The 16,380-nt window shown below is 42.4% G+C and carries 18 protein-coding genes; 10 read left to right on the plus strand and 8 right to left on the minus strand.

The genetic code is table 11. The features are described from left to right. Positions 1-6: 6 nt before the first annotated feature. The 6 genes from ACT17O_RS01250 (at position 7) to ACT17O_RS01275 (ending at position 5,837) form a co-directional block, all read left to right on the plus strand. Complete coding sequence (locus tag ACT17O_RS01250) at positions 7-930, plus strand: carbohydrate ABC transporter permease (protein ID WP_000818344.1); 924 nt, start codon at positions 7-9, stop codon at positions 928-930. Between the two features lie 107 nt (positions 931-1,037). Then, positions 1,038-2,522: an ABC transporter substrate-binding protein gene (locus tag ACT17O_RS01255; RefSeq protein WP_049520552.1), complete on the plus strand. Its 1,485-nt coding sequence runs from the start codon at positions 1,038-1,040 to the stop codon at positions 2,520-2,522. Between the two features lie 160 nt (positions 2,523-2,682). Then, complete coding sequence (locus ACT17O_RS01260) at positions 2,683-3,372, plus strand: CPBP family intramembrane glutamic endopeptidase (protein ID WP_049477588.1); 690 nt, start codon at positions 2,683-2,685, stop codon at positions 3,370-3,372. A 68-nt stretch (positions 3,373-3,440) separates the two neighbouring features. Then, positions 3,441-3,737: a bacteriocin immunity protein gene (locus tag ACT17O_RS01265; protein ID WP_049477587.1), complete on the plus strand. Its 297-nt coding sequence runs from the start codon at positions 3,441-3,443 to the stop codon at positions 3,735-3,737. 131 nt (positions 3,738-3,868) lie between these two features. After that, positions 3,869-4,855, plus strand: a complete 987-nt coding sequence (gene trhO / locus ACT17O_RS01270; RefSeq protein ID WP_001030023.1) for an oxygen-dependent tRNA uridine(34) hydroxylase TrhO — start codon at positions 3,869-3,871, stop codon at positions 4,853-4,855. Positions 4,856-4,976: 121 nt separating this feature from the next. Further along, on the plus strand, positions 4,977-5,837 hold the full coding sequence (locus tag ACT17O_RS01275) for a DUF4299 family protein (RefSeq protein WP_444817567.1): 861 nt from the start codon (positions 4,977-4,979) through the stop codon (positions 5,835-5,837). 63 nt (positions 5,838-5,900) lie between these two features. On the opposite strand, the gene ACT17O_RS01280 is transcribed toward ACT17O_RS01275, so the two are convergent. The 5 genes from ACT17O_RS01280 to ACT17O_RS01300 form a co-directional block, all read right to left on the minus strand. Next, the gene (locus ACT17O_RS01280; RefSeq protein WP_042767613.1) at positions 5,901-6,863 is read right to left on the minus strand and encodes a DUF6574 domain-containing protein; all 963 of its coding nucleotides are present in this window, start codon (positions 6,861-6,863) and stop codon (positions 5,901-5,903) included. Positions 6,864-6,924: 61 nt separating this feature from the next. After that, the gene (locus ACT17O_RS01285) at positions 6,925-7,854 is read right to left on the minus strand and encodes a DUF4097 family beta strand repeat-containing protein (protein ID WP_001229041.1); all 930 of its coding nucleotides are present in this window, start codon (positions 7,852-7,854) and stop codon (positions 6,925-6,927) included. Next, positions 7,847-8,440, minus strand: a complete 594-nt coding sequence (locus ACT17O_RS01290) for a DUF1700 domain-containing protein (RefSeq protein WP_000198645.1) — start codon at positions 8,438-8,440, stop codon at positions 7,847-7,849. Before ACT17O_RS01290 ends, ACT17O_RS01285 begins: the two co-directional genes overlap by 8 nt. Continuing rightward, positions 8,427-8,753 carry a PadR family transcriptional regulator gene (locus ACT17O_RS01295; RefSeq protein WP_000273860.1) on the minus strand — a complete coding sequence of 109 codons (327 nt, stop codon included), beginning with the start codon at positions 8,751-8,753 and terminating at the stop codon, positions 8,427-8,429. Before ACT17O_RS01295 ends, ACT17O_RS01290 begins: the two co-directional genes overlap by 14 nt. 135 nt (positions 8,754-8,888) lie before the next feature. Then, positions 8,889-10,055, minus strand: coding sequence for a CynX/NimT family MFS transporter (locus tag ACT17O_RS01300; RefSeq protein ID WP_444817568.1), 1,167 nt, complete (start codon positions 10,053-10,055; stop codon positions 8,889-8,891). A gap of 221 nt (positions 10,056-10,276) precedes the next feature. Between ACT17O_RS01300 and ACT17O_RS01305 the strand changes: the two genes are divergently transcribed. The 4 genes from ACT17O_RS01305 to ACT17O_RS01320 all read left to right on the plus strand — a co-directional run bounded on the left by ACT17O_RS01305 (position 10,277) and on the right by ACT17O_RS01320 (position 13,894). Continuing rightward, positions 10,277-11,107, plus strand: coding sequence for a glycosyltransferase (locus tag ACT17O_RS01305; protein WP_444817569.1), 831 nt, complete (start codon positions 10,277-10,279; stop codon positions 11,105-11,107). Between the two features lie 75 nt (positions 11,108-11,182). Continuing rightward, positions 11,183-13,033 carry a polysaccharide biosynthesis protein gene (locus tag ACT17O_RS01310; protein ID WP_444817570.1) on the plus strand — a complete coding sequence of 617 codons (1,851 nt, stop codon included), beginning with the start codon at positions 11,183-11,185 and terminating at the stop codon, positions 13,031-13,033. A 248-nt stretch (positions 13,034-13,281) separates the two neighbouring features. Beyond that, positions 13,282-13,704, plus strand: a complete 423-nt coding sequence (locus ACT17O_RS01315) for a DUF805 domain-containing protein (protein WP_000947294.1) — start codon at positions 13,282-13,284, stop codon at positions 13,702-13,704. Then, a complete protein-coding gene (locus ACT17O_RS01320) occupies positions 13,679-13,894 on the plus strand; it encodes a DUF805 domain-containing protein (RefSeq protein ID WP_000759535.1) in 216 nt (71 codons plus the stop codon). Before ACT17O_RS01315 ends, ACT17O_RS01320 begins: the two co-directional genes overlap by 26 nt. A gap of 87 nt (positions 13,895-13,981) precedes the next feature. Here ACT17O_RS01320 and ACT17O_RS01325 read toward each other — a convergent pair whose 3' ends face one another. The 3 genes from ACT17O_RS01325 to sdaAB are packed head-to-tail and all read right to left on the minus strand — an operon-like array spanning position 13,982 to position 16,191. Continuing rightward, positions 13,982-14,611, minus strand: coding sequence for an HAD-IA family hydrolase (locus ACT17O_RS01325; RefSeq protein ID WP_001139320.1), 630 nt, complete (start codon positions 14,609-14,611; stop codon positions 13,982-13,984). A gap of 27 nt (positions 14,612-14,638) precedes the next feature. Beyond that, positions 14,639-15,511 carry an L-serine ammonia-lyase, iron-sulfur-dependent, subunit alpha gene (sdaAA, locus tag ACT17O_RS01330; RefSeq protein ID WP_045592728.1) on the minus strand — a complete coding sequence of 291 codons (873 nt, stop codon included), beginning with the start codon at positions 15,509-15,511 and terminating at the stop codon, positions 14,639-14,641. 8 nt (positions 15,512-15,519) lie between these two features. Then, positions 15,520-16,191: an L-serine ammonia-lyase, iron-sulfur-dependent subunit beta gene (gene sdaAB, locus ACT17O_RS01335; protein ID WP_247923924.1), complete on the minus strand. Its 672-nt coding sequence runs from the start codon at positions 16,189-16,191 to the stop codon at positions 15,520-15,522. Positions 16,192-16,380: the final 189 nt, after the last annotated feature.

Here is a 16,380-nt window from a genome sequence, read left to right on the forward strand (position 1 = left end):
GAGAATATGGCAGAAAAGAAAATTAAAAAAGAAAAAATCGATAATGTCGGCATTCACTCCTTCAGTAAGAAAGCAGATATCTTCTTTAGTATTATCTCTGGTTTGATCGCTCTTTCTTGCATCTTGCCCTTTATCTTCGTTATCATCATTTCGGTGACAGATGAAAAGAGCATCCTCCAGTATGGATATAGCTTTTTCCCTTCGAAATTTGGTGTAGATGGATTCCAGTTCCTAGCTCAGTTTAAAGATAAGATCCTCCAAGCGCTCTTTATCTCAGTTTTTGTAACCGTGGTCGGAACAGTGACCAACGTCTTCATTACAACCACTTATGCCTACGCCATCTCACGTACAACCTTTAAGTACCGCAGATTCTTTACGATCTTTGCTCTTCTTAGTATGTTGTTCAATGCTGGTTTGGTACCAGGCTATATTGTGGTCACTCGCCTGCTTCAACTGGGTGATACCGTTTGGGCCTTGATTGTTCCAATGCTTCTCTCACCATTCAACATCATTTTGATGCGTTCCTTCTTCAAGAAGACCATTCCAGAAGCCATTCTTGAATCTGCTCGTATCGATGGTGCCAGTGAAGCTCGGATCTTCTTCCAGATTTGTTTGCCATTGTCACTTCCAGGTATCGCAACCATCACGCTTTTGACAGCTCTTGGATTCTGGAACGACTGGTTCAACGCCCTTCTTTACATCAAGAGTGACAACTTGTATCCATTACAGTATTTGCTCATGCAAATCCAACAAAATATGGACTACATCGCCAAAGCAGTCGGTCTTTCTGGTCAACTGGGAGTCGCTCTTCCAAAGGAAACGGGTCGTATGGCCATGGTTGTCGTTGCAACCCTTCCAATCGCGATTCTCTATCCATTCTTCCAACGCTACTTTGTAAAAGGTTTGACCATCGGTGGTGTGAAAGAATAGGACTTACTGAGAAACATCGTTTCTCCCTTCCCAACTTCATCTTAGTGGCTGAAGTTAAAATCATTAAATCGTTTATAAGTTTAAAAATAAAAAAAGGAGTTTTTATCATGAAAAACTGGAAAAAATATGCTTTTGCATCTGCTAGCGTAGTCGCTTTGGCTGCAAGTCTTGCTGCCTGTGGAAACCTTACAGGTAACAACAAAAAAGCTGCAGATACTACTTCAGGTGAAAAACCTGTAATCAAAATGTACCAAATCGGTGACAAACCAGACAACTTGGATGAATTGCTAGAAAATGCAAACAAAATCATCGAAGAAAAAGTCGGTGCTAAATTGGATATCCAATACCTTGGATGGGGTGACTATGATAAGAAAATGTCTGTTATCACATCATCTGGTGAAAACTATGATATCGCATTTGCATCTAACTATGTCGTAAATGCTCAAAAAGGTGCCTATGCTGACTTAACAGAATTGTATAAAAAAGAAGGAGCAGAGCTTTACAAAGCACTTGACCCAGCTTACATCAAAGGGAACACTGTAAACGGTAAGATCTATGCAGTACCAGTTGCAGCTAACGTTGCATCATCTCAAAACTTTGCCTTCAACGGAACTCTTCTTGCTAAATACGGTATCGATATTTCAGGTGTAACTTCATACGAAACACTTGAGCCAGTCTTGAAACAAATCAAAGAAAAAGCTCCAGATGTAGTACCATTTGCGGTTACGAAGAACTTTATCCCATCTGATAACTTTGACTACCCAGTACCAAACGGACTTCCATTTGTTATCGACCTTGAAGGAGACACTACTAAGATCGTAAACCGTTACGAAGTGCCTCGTTTCAAAGAACACTTGAAGACTCTTCACAAATTCTATGAAGAAGGGTATATTCCAAAAGACGTAGCAACAAGCGACACTTCATTTGACCTTCAACAAGATACTTGGTTTGTTCGTGAAGAAACAGTAGGACCAGCTGACTATGGTAACAGTTTGCTCTCTCGTGTTGCTAACAAAGATATCCAAATCAAACCAATCACTAACTTTATCAAGAAAAACCAAACAACACAAGTTGCTAACTTTGTCATCTCAAACAACTCTAAGAACAAAGAAAAATCAATGGAAGTGTTGAACCTCTTGAACACGAACCCAGAACTCTTGAACGGTCTTGTTTACGGTCCAGAAGGCAAGAACTGGGAAAAAATTCAAGGTAAAGAAAACCGTGTACGTGTCCTTGATGGCTACAAAGGAAATACTCACATGGGTGGATGGAACACTGGTAACAACTGGATTCTTTACATCAACGAAAACGTTACAGATCAACAAATCGAAGATTCTAAGAAACAATTGGCAGAAGCTAAAGAATCTCCAGCACTTGGATTTATCTTTAACACTGACAATGTGAAATCTGAAATCTCAGCAATTTCTAACACAATGCAACAATTCGATACAGCTATCAACACTGGTACTGTAGACCCAGATAAAGCAATCCCAGAATTGATGGAAAAATTGAAATCTGAAGGTGCCTACGAAAAAGTATTGAACGAAATGCAAAAACAATACGACGAATTCTTGAAAAACAAAAAATCATAAGTTCGATTGATTTCGTGTATTCATTCCTAATTCCTAAAAATGTGATCACTGCCTTCCTTAGTTCTCTAGGGGAGGTAGTGATTTTTAGGATGTAAAAATGAAAAGAGTGGTTCTGAGGGTTTATACGATGTGATACACATACATCTATAGGGGATTTATTATGAAAAAATATCGTCTTCTTTTCAAAATGAGTGCTGTCTTCTCTTACCTATTTTTCGTATTTGGCCTTTCCCAGCTGACGCTTATTGTCCAAAACTATTGGCAATTTTCTTCCCAGATTGGCAATTTCTTCTGGATTCAAAATATCTTGAGTTTGCTATTTAGCGGAGTCATGATTTGGATTCTGGTTAAGACAGGCCATGGTTATCTCTTTCGCATTCCAAGAGAAAAATGGCTTTGGTATTCGATTTTGACAGTATTAGTGGTAGTGCTCCAGATCTTTTTTAACGTTCAGACAGCTAAACATGTTCAGTCAACTGCTGAAGGTTGGGCTGTATTGATTGGTTATAGTGGGACTAACTTTGCAGAGCTAGGTATCTATATAGCCCTGTTCTTTCTGATTCCACTGATGGAAGAGTTAATCTATAGAGGATTACTGCAACACGCCTTTTTTAAAGATTCGAGATTTGCTCTTGATTTGCTTCTTCCGTCCATTTTATTTGCTCTCCCTCATTTTTCAAGCCTTCCTAGTCTGTTAGATATCTTCGTCTTTGCAACATCTGGAATCATTTTTGCTGGTTTGACCCGTTATACCAAGAGCATTTATCCTTCCTATGCGGTGCATGTGATCAATAATATTGTAGCGACATTGCCATTTCTGCTGACGTTTTTACATAGGGCGTTTGGGTAAAATACTGGCTGGAGAGTTAGGAATTATAGTTTTTCAATTTATAAGTGAATTTCAGGAGGGAAATGAGTATGACACCATTAAAATGGTTCGATGGAGGTAGAGAAAGGCGTTGTGAAGCCATGACCATCATTGATCATCTATTGGAAGATATAAAGGCTGCGCCTCAACTTACTCCCTTGAAAAATCAGTTAGTGATTTATAAAAAACGATTAAAGGATGATGGAACCTCTACTCCATTTATTCTGAGCCAAATGAACGTTGACATCTCACGTGTGTTGATTGACAATAAGCTGGGTTTGTCAGAAAGTCAAGCTAAGCAAATCAAAAAATTGAGAGAATTATCTGCGATTCGCTATGGTTACTGATGAAGTGCAGGGGTAGGACTCTTTCAACAATTTCCGGTCAAATAAATTGCATTCGTTTTCTCAAGTGGGTATACTAGTATAGTTGAATGAAAAATTCTGAAAATTTAAGAATAGAAAAGAGAACAAATCTTATGGCAAAAGATATTCGTGTCTTACTTTACTACCTCTATACTCCAATTGAAAATGCAGAGCAATTTGCTGCAGACCACTTGGCTTTCTGTAAATCAATTGGCCTCAAAGGCCGTATCCTAGTCGCTGACGAGGGAATCAACGGAACAGTTTCAGGTGACTACGAAACAACTCAAAAATACATGGACTACGTTCACAGCCTCCCAGGCATGGAAGACCTCTGGTTCAAGATTGACGAAGAAAGTGAACAAGCTTTTAAGAAGATGTTTGTTCGCTACAAGAAAGAAATTGTCCACCTTGGTTTGGAAGACAACGACTTTGATAATGACATCAACCCACTTGAAACAACAGGTGCTTACTTGTCTCCAAAAGAGTTCAAAGAAGCCCTTCTTGACGAAGATACAGTTGTCCTTGACACACGTAACGATTATGAGTACGACCTAGGACATTTCCGTGGGGCTATCCGCCCAGACATCCGCAACTTCCGTGAGTTACCACAGTGGGTCCGCGACAACAAGGAAAAATTCATGGACAAGCGTGTCGTGGTTTACTGTACAGGTGGGGTTCGCTGTGAGAAATTCTCAGGTTGGATGGTTCGTGAAGGCTACAAAGATGTCGGCCAATTGCACGGAGGAATCGCAACTTACGGTAAAGACCCAGAAGTTCAAGGTGAGCTTTGGGATGGGAAAATGTACGTCTTTGACGAGCGTATTGCCGTCGATGTTAACCATGTTAACCCAACCATCGTAGGGAAAGACTGGTTTGATGGAACACCATGTGAACGTTATGTCAACTGTGGAAATCCCTTCTGTAACCGTCGTATCCTAACATCAGAAGAAAATGAAGACAAGTACCTTCGTGGATGCTCACACGAGTGCCGTGTTCACCCACGCAACCGCTACGTCTCAGAAAATGAATTGACACAAGCAGAAGTAATCGAGCGCCTAGCAGCTATCGGTGAAAGCTTGGATCAAGTCGCTACTGTATAACATCAAACAGTCCTTAGGGGCTGTTTTTCTATGCTTTATATCTAAAAAACTAAAGTTTGTTTCTGTATCTTTCAGGAAAATAGATTATACTATATGTAAACGATTTCAAAGGAGGCCAGTTATGGCGAAAACATTTTTTATCCCAAATAAAGAAAGTATTCTAGGACAACAGGAGGTCTTGACTGCCAAGTCCATCTTGGCCTTGGTGGAGGGCTTGGAGTCACACAGTTATGATGCGGTCTATCTCCGTCAGCCCCTCAATCGTCTCGAGTATATCGAGTGTGGGATTGTAGGCCAGTCGCAATTTCTCTTCAAGGTGAACTATGCGGATAGTCGAAAAGGTTATCAAGTGGTGATTCCAGATTTTCTTACTAGAGCAGACTGGGAGATTGTAGAGACTCTCCTCCAGGCCCTATCTGGCAAGTTGGGGGAAGCGGTAGAAGGGCTAGAAGACTTTGACTTTGAAGCTTATTTCCGACAAACGGTCAAGCAATATTTAGCGGATAAGGCAGTTCGTTTAGTATATTGCCAAGGGCTCTTGTCACCTATCTATCTCAACAAGGAATACCTCGAGAGCTTTTTGGCTGAGGATGGATTGGCACATTTTGAAGAGTTGGTCAAGAAGGTTCAAGGCTCTGATGCCTACCTTGCCAGTGTGAAATTTTACCCAGATGCTCAAGGCAAGGTGCACGGTATCTATCACCTAGCCCAAGGAGTCAAGACGATTTTGCCAAAAGAACCCATTGTACCTGTGCCTTATACGGAGCAGCTGGCAGGTAAGGAGCTTGTTTGGGAGATTGATTTAGTGAAGATTTCTGGTGATGGGTCCAAAGCAGAAGACTATGAATCCATCGCTCGCTTGGATTATGAAAAATTCCTAGAGTCGCTACCAGAAGCATTTTATCAGCAACTAGATGCCAATCAATTAGAAGTACAAGCCATTTTGGGAAAAAATTTTGAGGAATTGGCAGCCGTCAAGTAGACACGGTTCAAAAAAAGAGTAAACATAAAAATCCCTGTCATTAACAAATGGCAGGGATTTTGGTTAAAAGAATGTCAGGATGCGAAGGTAGTCAACTGTCAGCGCGAGCTCTGCAATGAAGAAGGGTAAGAGAATAGCGCCATCAAGTAAGACAGCTAGCAAGAAACGATAAAATGGGTCAAGGCTACTAGCCTTACTTGGCTTGCTAATCACAAAGAGATTGCCAAGGGCAAAGATGGTCATGCTTAGAAGAGTGAGGATGCCAGCGAATCGCAAGCCGCCAAAAAGTGCAAAGAAACTTGCTAGAGCCGTTAAGACAAGCGGGATAGCAAAGAGTCGGCTGTAACGATCGCAAGCTTCTTGGAATGTGAAGTCGCTCTCCTGGTCCAGTACACGTCGGACAGTAAAGCCTCCCAAAATGATGGAAAAGTAAAATAGAGCGCTAGCGACCAAGATAGAAAGTCCAGCAAAGAGATCTAAAGGTGGGAGCTGGTTAGGTAAACTATTGGCAATAGAGGCCATATAGCCGTAGTAGAGGTGCTTGATATGATAGATACTAAAGAAAAGGTTGATTGACGACAGCAAGGTGAGCAGGGCAAAGACACTGTAACGATGCTTTTGGTCCGTATTCTTGCTGGCAGTTGGTTCTTGGATAGCATCCAGCAGCCAAGTCCAAAACAGTGCGATTTCTTCTTTGAATCTGGCTGTTTTACGAGGGTCAATATCTGGGATATAGGGGCTTTCTAAAGCCTTGCTGAGGATACTTTTCTCTTTTGCAGGGTTTTCTTGCTTGTGTTCCTCTTCAGTTTTCCCTTCTCCCTCTTCCTCGGTTTGGGTTTCCTCAGTCATTTCGGGAGTTTCCTCCTCATGCGTTTCCGACTCTTTAGGTGAGACAGATGTTTCTTGGCTTACTTGTAGTTCGGTCTCCACAGTTTCTGAAGTCTCAGGCTCGTTGGGCTGGATTTCTGATTTTGTCTGAGGTGATTTCTTCTCAAGATCGGCACTTTCAAACCATTCTTGTGTCATGGTGGAACCTCCTTTTTATGGTCGTTTTCTATCTTTAGCCTAGCAGATGAAAGCGTTTTTGTCAATGGTTTCTAGATGGAGAAGAGTACTCTTCTTTAGGTAGGTAGATATCCTGGTTGGCTTTTGCAATGAGCAGGTCCTTGATATCTGCTCTTTCCGTTTTATAAGGGTTGGCAAGTTCATTCTCTTTTTGTCCACGATGTTCTTCTTTGGGTTTACGATAGATACCGCCATGCTGAGAAGAAATATCTAGATTGATACGGTCGGTCTCTTTCTGGGAGAGAATGAGGTTTAGAGTTGAATGAGCCTCTAGCTCGACCTTGCCGTGAACTTGGATATTTTCAGCATAGATGTGTGCTCCCTCCGTCTTGACCTGACTATCTGTCAATTCGGCATCAAAGATATTGATGATATGAGGTGTCGTTAGTGTGCTGTTCTTGATAGAACTTTCAGTTAGTCTTAAGAGATAGCCTTTTGTTTTGATTGTCGCATTTTCAAGATTGGCTTGACGAATATTGGTTTGTCCACGATTGGCTGAGACGGTGATAGCTTGCAGTCTTCTTCCTTTAGGGAGGGAGAGAATGACTTCGTCAAAACGGTGAGAATAACTGCTGGCAATACGAAGTAGGCCTTCGATTCCTGAACCTAGAAAGCGATGTTGGGAGGCTTGTTTGTCAGTGACGGTCAGTGTTTTGTAACTCATGCCAGTAGTCAGATCGTGACGACCAGACACCGAAGGATGATAGGTGATATGGATCTTGTCATCTACAGACTCTGTGATGGTTAGGCTGTGCTCTTCAAGGGTCAAATCAAGTTTTTCCACTTCATTTCCAAAGGTCACTTCTTCGATACGATTGTCATAGACGGGGTCTTTTGACATGGCAAGTAAACTTTGAATACCATTGGACTGCGCGCCTACAATGATCATGATAAAACCGAGGATTGTAGAAACCACACCAAAGATGAGAAATCCTTTTGTCAATTTACGCATGTCTGTCACCTCTCTTTCCTTTTTTAAGAATCCATTGTGCCAAGCGGACGATTAGGAGGCCAAAGAAACGAGCTACATAGGAGATACCCAGTAGAACAAGAGAAGAAGCACCGATAGAAAGCAAACCGGCCCCAAAAATCAAGATAAAGGCAGATTTGGCTTCGACTAGGACGCTAAAGCTCTCTACGATAAAGAGTCCACCTAGCAGGATACCCGTCACAGAGACGGTAAAGAAGGCTAAAATGACGGAGACGGCTGCGATAATAATACCGATGATGGCCATGAGGATGCCGATCCCGACCGGAATTCCGATAGGAGCTACTAGCAGGGCCAGGAGGGCAATGTGTAGCAGTTGACGGTCATTCTTTTGAGCAGGGGCTTCATTGACTTTTTTATCGAGAAGATCAGAGAGGATATCATGGGCAGCTTCTTTTGGAGTTCCCAGACTGGCAATGAGTTCCTCTTCGCCCTCTGGACCTGCATCGTCAAATAGTTCCTTAAAGTAGTCCATAGCTTCGATGCGGTCAGCTTCAGGCAGTTTATGGAGATAGGTTTCTAACTGAGTCAGATAGTCAGTTCTTGTCATGGCGGATACTCCCTTCTATGATGCCGTTGACGGTGTCGGTATAGAGCGTCCACTCTTCCTTTAGAGTAACGAGCTGCTCTACGCCCCGATTGGTCAAGGAGTAGTATTTGCGCATACGCCCCTGAAACTCTCTAGAGTAGGTGGTCAGAAAGCCACTGGCTTCCAATTTTTTGAGAATGGGATAGAGCGTAGATTCTTTGATATTGGCGATGAGCTTAATGGTTTGACTAATCTCATAACCATAAGAATCCCCCTGCTCCAGTACAGCCAAGATGAGAAACTCGATCAAGGCAGAGGATGTTGGGAAGTACATGGGAAACCTCCTTTATATTATATAAAAATTTTATATATACTCTTTTCAAATATATTGTATCTCAAGTTGAAAGCCCTGTCAAGAAATATGTGTAAAAATTTTATATATAAAAAACTCCTAGTATAAACTAGAAGTTTAGAGGATTTTTTCAGCCCGATCCACCATAAAGAGCGAGATGGTCATGATGATATCGATGGCTAGAAGGGCAAGAACCGCTGGAACCCAAGATTGAAAAAGTTCAAAACTATAACCAAACAAGGCAGGTCCAAAAGCAGCTAAGATGTAGCCCCCTGTTTGCGCTAGTCCTGATAGCTGAGCTGTCTTTTCAGGAGAACTGGTTTTAAGAGAAAAGCAAACCATGAGGTAGGGGAAGAGGGCGCTGCAGGCCGTTCCAATCAAGAGATGGACGACTAACCAGTAGAGGAAATTATTGGCTGGATACAAGAGCATGGCAATTCCTATCATACCAGCGATAGAGATAATTGCCAGCATGATTCGACGATGACCATCTGACAGACGAGTGGTCAGACTTGGAACAGTCATTGAAAAAGGAATGCTGATCAGTGAGAAAATAGAAGCGAGGAGAGCCGCATCACTATTAGAAATACCAGCACTAACAGCCATAGTTGGCAACCATGTCATGCTTGTATAAAAGAGCATGGACTGAAGTCCGCCAAAGATAATGATAGCCCAGACATCTTTACTTTTTAGAATATTCTCTTTGACTTGCTTTTCTTTTTGGCTTTCTAGGTGGTGGTTGTGGCGATGATTGGGCAACCAGACTAGCAGAGTGACCAGACAGAGAAAGCTGAGAACGAGGATGAGTCCCTTCCAAGAACTAGCTTGGGTGATAGGGACCGAAAGATAAGAAGCGATGGCTGTCGAAATTCCCATGGCAGTGACATAGAGCGTTGTTAGGAAACTAATCTTTTGAGGCTGATTTGCCTGGATCATACTTGGGAGGAGTACATTGAAGATCGCAATGCTTGCTCCCACAATTAGGGTCCCTAGATAGAGAAGGGGAAGATTGAAAATCCGAATGACAGAGCCAACAGTTAAGAGGAGGAGACAGTAAGTAAAGAGATGTTCCAACCCGATTTTTTGTGCCAAGCGACTCGTAAAAGCAGAGAGAAGGGCGAACATCAAGAGAGGGAGACTGGTTAAAATCCCAAGAGAACTGACCTCGACTCCTAGCCCCTGAGCAATGTCTCCTAAAATAGTTGGTAAAGCAGTAAAAGGAGAGCGCAAAACGGTCCCGATTAAGACAATTCCTAGAACAAAAAAGAGTGATTGTTTTTTCATGAAAACCTCGATAAGATGACTTTAATAACAGCTTATTTTAAGGTTTTTTCTATATAATGTCAAGTAAAGACTGGAAGGGAAGCTGGAAAGATTTAACTGAAAATATACAGAAAGAAGACAGATTTCTTTACTAGAATTTTCCTTGATTTGATATAAAAATAGGAAACTAGGAAATTTTGTGATAAAATAGTGGAAGGAAATCTATATATTGGAGAAAAACTGTGTCTGAAAAGCAAAAAATCAGCGTCTTGATGTCGGTCTATGTAAAGGAAAATCCGACGTTTTTAAGAGATGCTATCAAAAGTGTTCAAAACCAGACCTTGAAACCGAGCGAACTTGTTCTTGTTGAGGACGGCCCGCTCACACCCGAACTCTATCAGGTGCTAGATGAAGTGGAAGCTCAGTCAGACATTCCAGTTAAACGGTGCCCCTTAGAACAAAACCAAGGTTTAGGCTTGGCTCTTCGATACGGTGTTTTACAGTGCCAGTATGACATTATTGCCCGCATGGATACGGATGATTTAGCCGTTCCGGATCGTTTTGAGAAACAGCTTCAGCTAATGGAGAAAGAAGATCTCGACCTCTTAGGTGGGCATATCGCAGAGTTCATTGACAATCCAGATGAGATTGTGTCTTATCGTCGTGTTCCAACTCAGCATGCAGACATTGTGGCTTATCAGAGAATGAGAAGCGCCTTTAACCATATGACAGTCATGTTCAAAAAGGGCATGGTCCTCAAGGCAGGCAACTATGAAGATGGCCTTTACATGGAGGATGACCTCCTTTGGCTCAATATGATTGCTGCAGGTGCCAAGACTGGGAACCTAGATCAAATCTTGTGTAAGGTTCGTGTCGGTGCAGGGATGTTTGAGCGTCGAGGTGGCTTGCGTTACCTCAAACTCTATCGTCAAGCTCGCCAACGGATGCTTGAGCGAGGGCAAATTTCTTACATGGAATATGCTAAAAGTGTAGCCATTCAGGCCATTGTTGCACTTTGTCCAGGATTTGTACGTCAGTTTATCTTCGTCAAACTTTTAAGAAAGAGAAAGTAAGCCCCGATAGACTGAATGATTCAGGTTATCATAACAACAGTATCATCTGACTCTTTTAAGGGGGAGTAAATTCCTATGAATAAAAAACTAACAGATTATGTGATTGATCTGGTTGAAATTTTAAATAAACAGCAAAAACAAGTGTTTTGGGGGATATTCGATATTCTGAGTATGGTGGTTTCCATCATCGTATCTTATATCTTGTTTTATGGCCTTATAAATCCTGCGCCTGTGGATTATGTAATCTACACTCTTTTAGCCTTCCTCCTTTATCAAATCATGATTGCATTTTGGGGGCTAAATGCTAGTATCAGTCGTTATAGCAAGATTACGGATTTTATGAAAATCTTTTTCGGAGTGATGCTCAGCAGTGTTCTTTCTTATGGAATCTGCTATGCCTTTCTTCCATTGTTTTCTATCCGTTTCATCGTACTCTTCATTTTGTTGAGTACCTTCCTCATCTTGCTTCCTCGTATCACTTGGCAGTTGATTTATTCTAAGCGCAAGCAAGGTAGTGGAGATGGAGAGCATCGCCGTACCTTCTTGATCGGTGCTGGTGATGGTGGCGCCCTCTTTATGAACAGCTACCAACATCCAACTAGCGACCTTGAGCTAGTGGGGATTTTGGATAACGATGAAAAGAAAAAGGGACAAAAACTAGGTGGAATCCCAGTTTTGGGCTCCTATGACAATCTGCCTGAATTGGCTAAACGTCACCAAATCGAGCGTGTCATTGTAGCGATCCCTTCGCTAGACCCTTCAGAGTACGAACGCATCTTGCAGATGTGTAATAAACTAGGCGTCAAATGTTACAAGATGCCTAAGGTTGAGACAGTCGTTCAAGGACTCCATCAACCAGGCAGTGGTTTCCAGAAAATTGATATCACAGACCTTTTGGGCCGTCAGGAAATTCGTCTCGACGAATCGCGTCTGGGTACTGAGATTACAGGCAAGACCATCCTGGTGACAGGAGCAGGTGGTTCGATTGGTTCAGAGATTTGTCGTCAGGTTAGTCGCTTCAATCCCGAGCGTATCGTCTTGCTTGGACATGGTGAAAACTCAATCTATCTCGTTTATCATGAATTGATCCGTACATTCCAAGGAATTGATTATGTTCCTGTTATTGCAGATATTCAGGACTATGACCGTCTCTTTCAGGTGTTTGAGCAGTACAAACCAGCCATTGTCTACCATGCTGCAGCCCACAAACACGTTCCGATGATGGAGCGCAATCCAAAAGAAGCCTTCAAGAACAATATCCTCGGTACCTACAATGTTGCCAAGGCTGTTGATGAGGCCAAAGTACCTAAGATGGTCATGATTTCAACTGACAAGGCGGTCAATCCACCGAATGTTATGGGTGCAACTAAGCGCGTGGCAGAGTTGATTGTCACTGGCTTTAACCAACGTAGTAAATCAACCTACTGTGCAGTCCGTTTTGGGAATGTTCTCGGTAGTCGTGGTAGCGTGATTCCTGTCTTTGAACGTCAGATTGCTGAAGGCGGTCCTGTAACGGTGACAGACTTCCGTATGACACGTTACTTCATGACCATTCCAGAGGCTAGCCGTCTAGTAATCCATGCTGGCGCTTATGCCAAGGACGGAGAAGTCTTTATCCTCGATATGGGCAAACCAGTCAAGATTTATGACTTGGCTAAGAAAATGGTCCTTCTAAGTGGGCACACGGAAAGTGAAATTCCAATCGTTGAGGTCGGTATTCGACCAGGTGAAAAACTCTATGAAGAACTCTTGGTTTCGACCGAATTGGTTGATAACCAAGTCATGGACAAGATTTTCGTTGGTAAGGTAAATGTCATGCCGCTAGAAGCGATTGATCAAAAGATTGAAGAGTTCCGTTCACTCAGCGGAGATGAGCTCAAAGAAGCGATTATTTCCTTTGCGAATGAGACAACTCATGCTGAGTAAGAGTGTCCAACTACCTTCATAATGAAACAACTATCGCCAGTTTTCTGAGAGAATCAGAAAGCTGGTTTTTATAAATAGAGAGTAGAGAACATCGGATCTTTCAAAGGTTTAATAAGCGCAACTATTCAAGGGAAGATGTTATGTGATCTATCAGGAGAGTGATTTCAGACAATCTAAAAACTACCTCTATTTTAAGCTGGTAACATAACTTTGCGAAATAAGTATTAAAGTCAAAAGGAGATTTTTGTATGCTGAGTGCTATTAGGAGTTTTTTCAAAGGCTATGCAAATTTTTCTGGTCGTTCCACACGTCCAGAATTTTGGTGGGTTTGGCTACTAAATATGGTGATTTTCTTGCCCGCCTACTACTCACTTTTTACTGGAGTAGAATCTGATAAAGCCATCAGGAATATTGCGGTCTTCAGTATGTGTATTATTTTGTTTATAATAGAGTTTGTTCCTCTACTAGCACTGATAGTACGTCGCTTACGAGATGTGGGTATCCATTGGGCCTATATTTTTATTGTATTTGTTCCTTTGGGTGCAATAACACTGCTCGTTATGCTCGCTATGCCAAGTCAACGATTTGGAGAAAAAGTGATAGAGAATAGTGAAACAAATAAAGAGAACACTGAAGACTCTCAGTTTGAAGAAATGGTACGAAAATATTAAGATATTTCTACTCTATTTTAAAGCGGCTGAGTCGCTTCGCTGCTTACGAGACGCTGGTTTCCACTGGGCCTTTATCTTCATTGCTTTGGTTCCTCTCGTTGGACCGATTGCTCTTATTGTCATGCTTGCTTGGCCAAGTAAGAAGGATGAAGATACAGATACTGAAGAACAGGATCAAATTACTGCTTAAGCATGGAGTTGATTCCTTCTGATAGTAACAACATATAAAAAATACTCCTCAACCTAGTTCACTAGTGTTAGGAGTATTTTTGTATGGTTAGAGCTGGCTAATGATATCATCAATGGTATGGGCAATCCAGTCAGGCTGATAGCTGAGTAAATCAGCCTCTTCTCCAAATCCCCAAGTAACAGCAAACTTTTTAATGCCAGTTTCTTGGGCTCCAATCATATCAAACTTGGTATCCCCAATGATGAGGACTTGGTCTGCATGGAGTTGATGCGTTTGCAAGGCGTAACGGATGACATCTGCCTTATGTGGCGTTTCAGGACTAGAGCCGTAAATGCCATCAAAGAAATGATGGATTCCCAGATTTTTAGTCATATCATGAGCAGTAGGAGTATTCTTTGTTGTAGTGATGTATAGAGGGTAGTTTTGCGAAAGCTCTTGAAGCAATTCTGTTATTCGGGGGAAGAGTTGGGCTTCGTGGATTCCTTTTTCCTTGTAGTAAGAGCGGTATATCTGCACAGCTTCTGAGATTTGTTCCTTGGGAAGACACGTTGCAAAGCTACTTTCAAGTGGCGGGCCCATGAAACCACGAATGGTTTTGGCATCAGGGCTTGGAACTCCTAGCTCTTTAAAGGTATGGGTAAAGGCATTGTGGATCCCGAGGGAACTGTCAACCAGGGTTCCGTCTAGATCAAAAAAGATTGCTGAGATAGAGGGCATAGTTTCTCCTAATAGATATAGATAAGCTTATTCTCCGAAGATTTCTTTTTGTAGGCGACGACCAGTAGGTGTAGCGGCAAGTCCACCCTCAGCCGTTTCACGAAAGGCAGTTGGAAGACTTGATCCGACTTGGTACATGGCATCGATGACTTCGTCAACAGGGATCTTAGACTCGATACCTGCCAAGGCCATATCAGCTGCGATAAAGGCAAAGCTGGCTCCCATGGCATTGCGTTTGACACAGGGAACTTCAACCAAACCAGCGACGGGGTCGCAGATGAGGCCCAGCATATTTTTAATGACAAAGGCGATGGCTTGACTAGCCTGATAGGGCGTTCCACCTGCAGCTAAGGTCAAGGCTGCGGCACTCATGGCAGAGGCAGAGCCAACCTCGGCCTGGCAGCCACCTTCAGCACCTGAGATAGAGGCGTTGTTTGCGATGACTAGTCCAAAGGCACCAGCAGCAAAGAGGAAATCTAGCTGTTCTTCGTGGGTAAGGTCTAATTTTTGGATAGCAGCAGTGAGAACGGCTGGCAGACAGCCAGCACTTCCTGCGGTTGGAGTGGCACAGACCAAGCCCATCTTTGCATTGTGTTCATTGACCGCGATGGCATTACGGGCCGCTGATAGGATGGTAAAGTCCGACAAGGCCTTGCCACTTTTGAGATGGCGGTCTAGTTTGGCCGCGTCTCCGCCTGTTAGGCCACTACGGGATTTGTTTTCACTGAGGCCGAGCTCGACAGAGGCTTTCATGACTTCTAGATTGCGTTCCATGAGGAGGAGAACTTCTGGTCGTTCCCGACCAGTTAGTTGATATTCTGTCGCAATCATGAGTTCGGCGACATTTCCTTGGAAGTCTAGATCCGCTTGCTCGACCAATTCTTTGATAGAATAAAACATGTTTCCTCCTACTTAAAGAAATTGACATTGTGGAGATGAGGGATTTTTCGGATTTCTTCAATCGCCTCTTCGCAACTTCGACTATCGACTTCGATAATCATGATGGCTTTTTCTCCAGCTTTTTCCCGAGTCACATTCATCTGAGCGATATTGATATCGAAACGAGAGAGGGCATCTGTGACATGGGCAATCATACCTGGAATATCCTGATGTACGATGATGATGGTCGGGGTATTCATGTTAAGAGAGACGGCAAAGCCATTGAGTTCCGTAACTTGGATATTTCCCCCACCAATGGAAATCCCTGTCACACTAATGGACTTATGGTCATTCTTTACAGTGATTTTAGTGGTGTTAGGGTGAGGAGCATTGCTGTCTTTCTGAATGGTCCAGACAATCTTGATACCACGTTTATGGGCAATCTCTAGGCTATTTGGAATATCGGGATCGTCCGTATCCATACCTAATATACCAGCGACGAGAGCAAGGTCAGTTCCATGGCCACGGTAGGTCTTAGCAAATGAATTAAATAATTGGAATTCGACTTCTGTCGGCGTATCATCAAAGATGGAAGAGACAATTTTCCCGATACGAACAGCACCAGCAGTATGGCTACTTGACGGGCCAATCATGACTGGTCCGATAATATCAAAGACAGATTGAAAACGAAGTGAGTGCATCTGTTTCCCCTTACAAAGATTCTTATATCTATTATATCAAAGAATGGACCTCTGCGCTTATTTCCCTTATCAAAAGCTTAAAATGATTAAAGATAGTATAAAATAAGGTCTTTTGTGACAAAAACCTCCATAAAACGGTAAATATAAAACATTTTTGTAATATTTCTACATAAAACCGTTAAACAACGG

Origin of the sequence: Streptococcus sp. HJ1, from assembly GCF_052399005.1 — a bacterium.
GTDB lineage: Bacteria > Bacillota > Bacilli > Lactobacillales > Streptococcaceae > Streptococcus.

Excerpts from the sequence above, each read along its gene's own strand:
- ACT17O_RS01290 (WP_000198645.1), bottom strand. The coding sequence starts at position 8,440 with ATGACAAGAACTGACTATCTGACTCAGTTAGAAACCTATCTCCATAAA.
- ACT17O_RS01275 (WP_444817567.1), top strand. The coding sequence starts at position 4,977 with ATGGCGAAAACATTTTTTATCCCAAATAAAGAAAGTATTCTAGGACAA.
- ACT17O_RS01295 (WP_000273860.1), bottom strand. The coding sequence starts at position 8,753 with ATGTACTTCCCAACATCCTCTGCCTTGATCGAGTTTCTCATCTTGGCT.
- ACT17O_RS01255 (WP_049520552.1), top strand. The coding sequence starts at position 1,038 with ATGAAAAACTGGAAAAAATATGCTTTTGCATCTGCTAGCGTAGTCGCT.
- trhO (WP_001030023.1), top strand. The coding sequence starts at position 3,869 with ATGGCAAAAGATATTCGTGTCTTACTTTACTACCTCTATACTCCAATT.
- ACT17O_RS01260 (WP_049477588.1), top strand. The coding sequence starts at position 2,683 with ATGAAAAAATATCGTCTTCTTTTCAAAATGAGTGCTGTCTTCTCTTAC.
- sdaAA (WP_045592728.1), bottom strand. The coding sequence starts at position 15,511 with ATGTTTTATTCTATCAAAGAATTGGTCGAGCAAGCGGATCTAGACTTC.
- ACT17O_RS01315 (WP_000947294.1), top strand. The coding sequence starts at position 13,282 with ATGCTGAGTGCTATTAGGAGTTTTTTCAAAGGCTATGCAAATTTTTCT.
- ACT17O_RS01285 (WP_001229041.1), bottom strand. The coding sequence starts at position 7,854 with ATGCGTAAATTGACAAAAGGATTTCTCATCTTTGGTGTGGTTTCTACA.
- ACT17O_RS01300 (WP_444817568.1), bottom strand. The coding sequence starts at position 10,055 with ATGAAAAAACAATCACTCTTTTTTGTTCTAGGAATTGTCTTAATCGGG.
- ACT17O_RS01250 (WP_000818344.1), top strand. The coding sequence starts at position 7 with ATGGCAGAAAAGAAAATTAAAAAAGAAAAAATCGATAATGTCGGCATT.
- ACT17O_RS01310 (WP_444817570.1), top strand. The coding sequence starts at position 11,183 with ATGAATAAAAAACTAACAGATTATGTGATTGATCTGGTTGAAATTTTA.
- ACT17O_RS01280 (WP_042767613.1), bottom strand. The coding sequence starts at position 6,863 with ATGACACAAGAATGGTTTGAAAGTGCCGATCTTGAGAAGAAATCACCT.
- ACT17O_RS01325 (WP_001139320.1), bottom strand. The coding sequence starts at position 14,611 with ATGCCCTCTATCTCAGCAATCTTTTTTGATCTAGACGGAACCCTGGTT.
- sdaAB (WP_247923924.1), bottom strand. The coding sequence starts at position 16,191 with ATGCACTCACTTCGTTTTCAATCTGTCTTTGATATTATCGGACCAGTC.
- ACT17O_RS01265 (WP_049477587.1), top strand. The coding sequence starts at position 3,441 with ATGACACCATTAAAATGGTTCGATGGAGGTAGAGAAAGGCGTTGTGAA.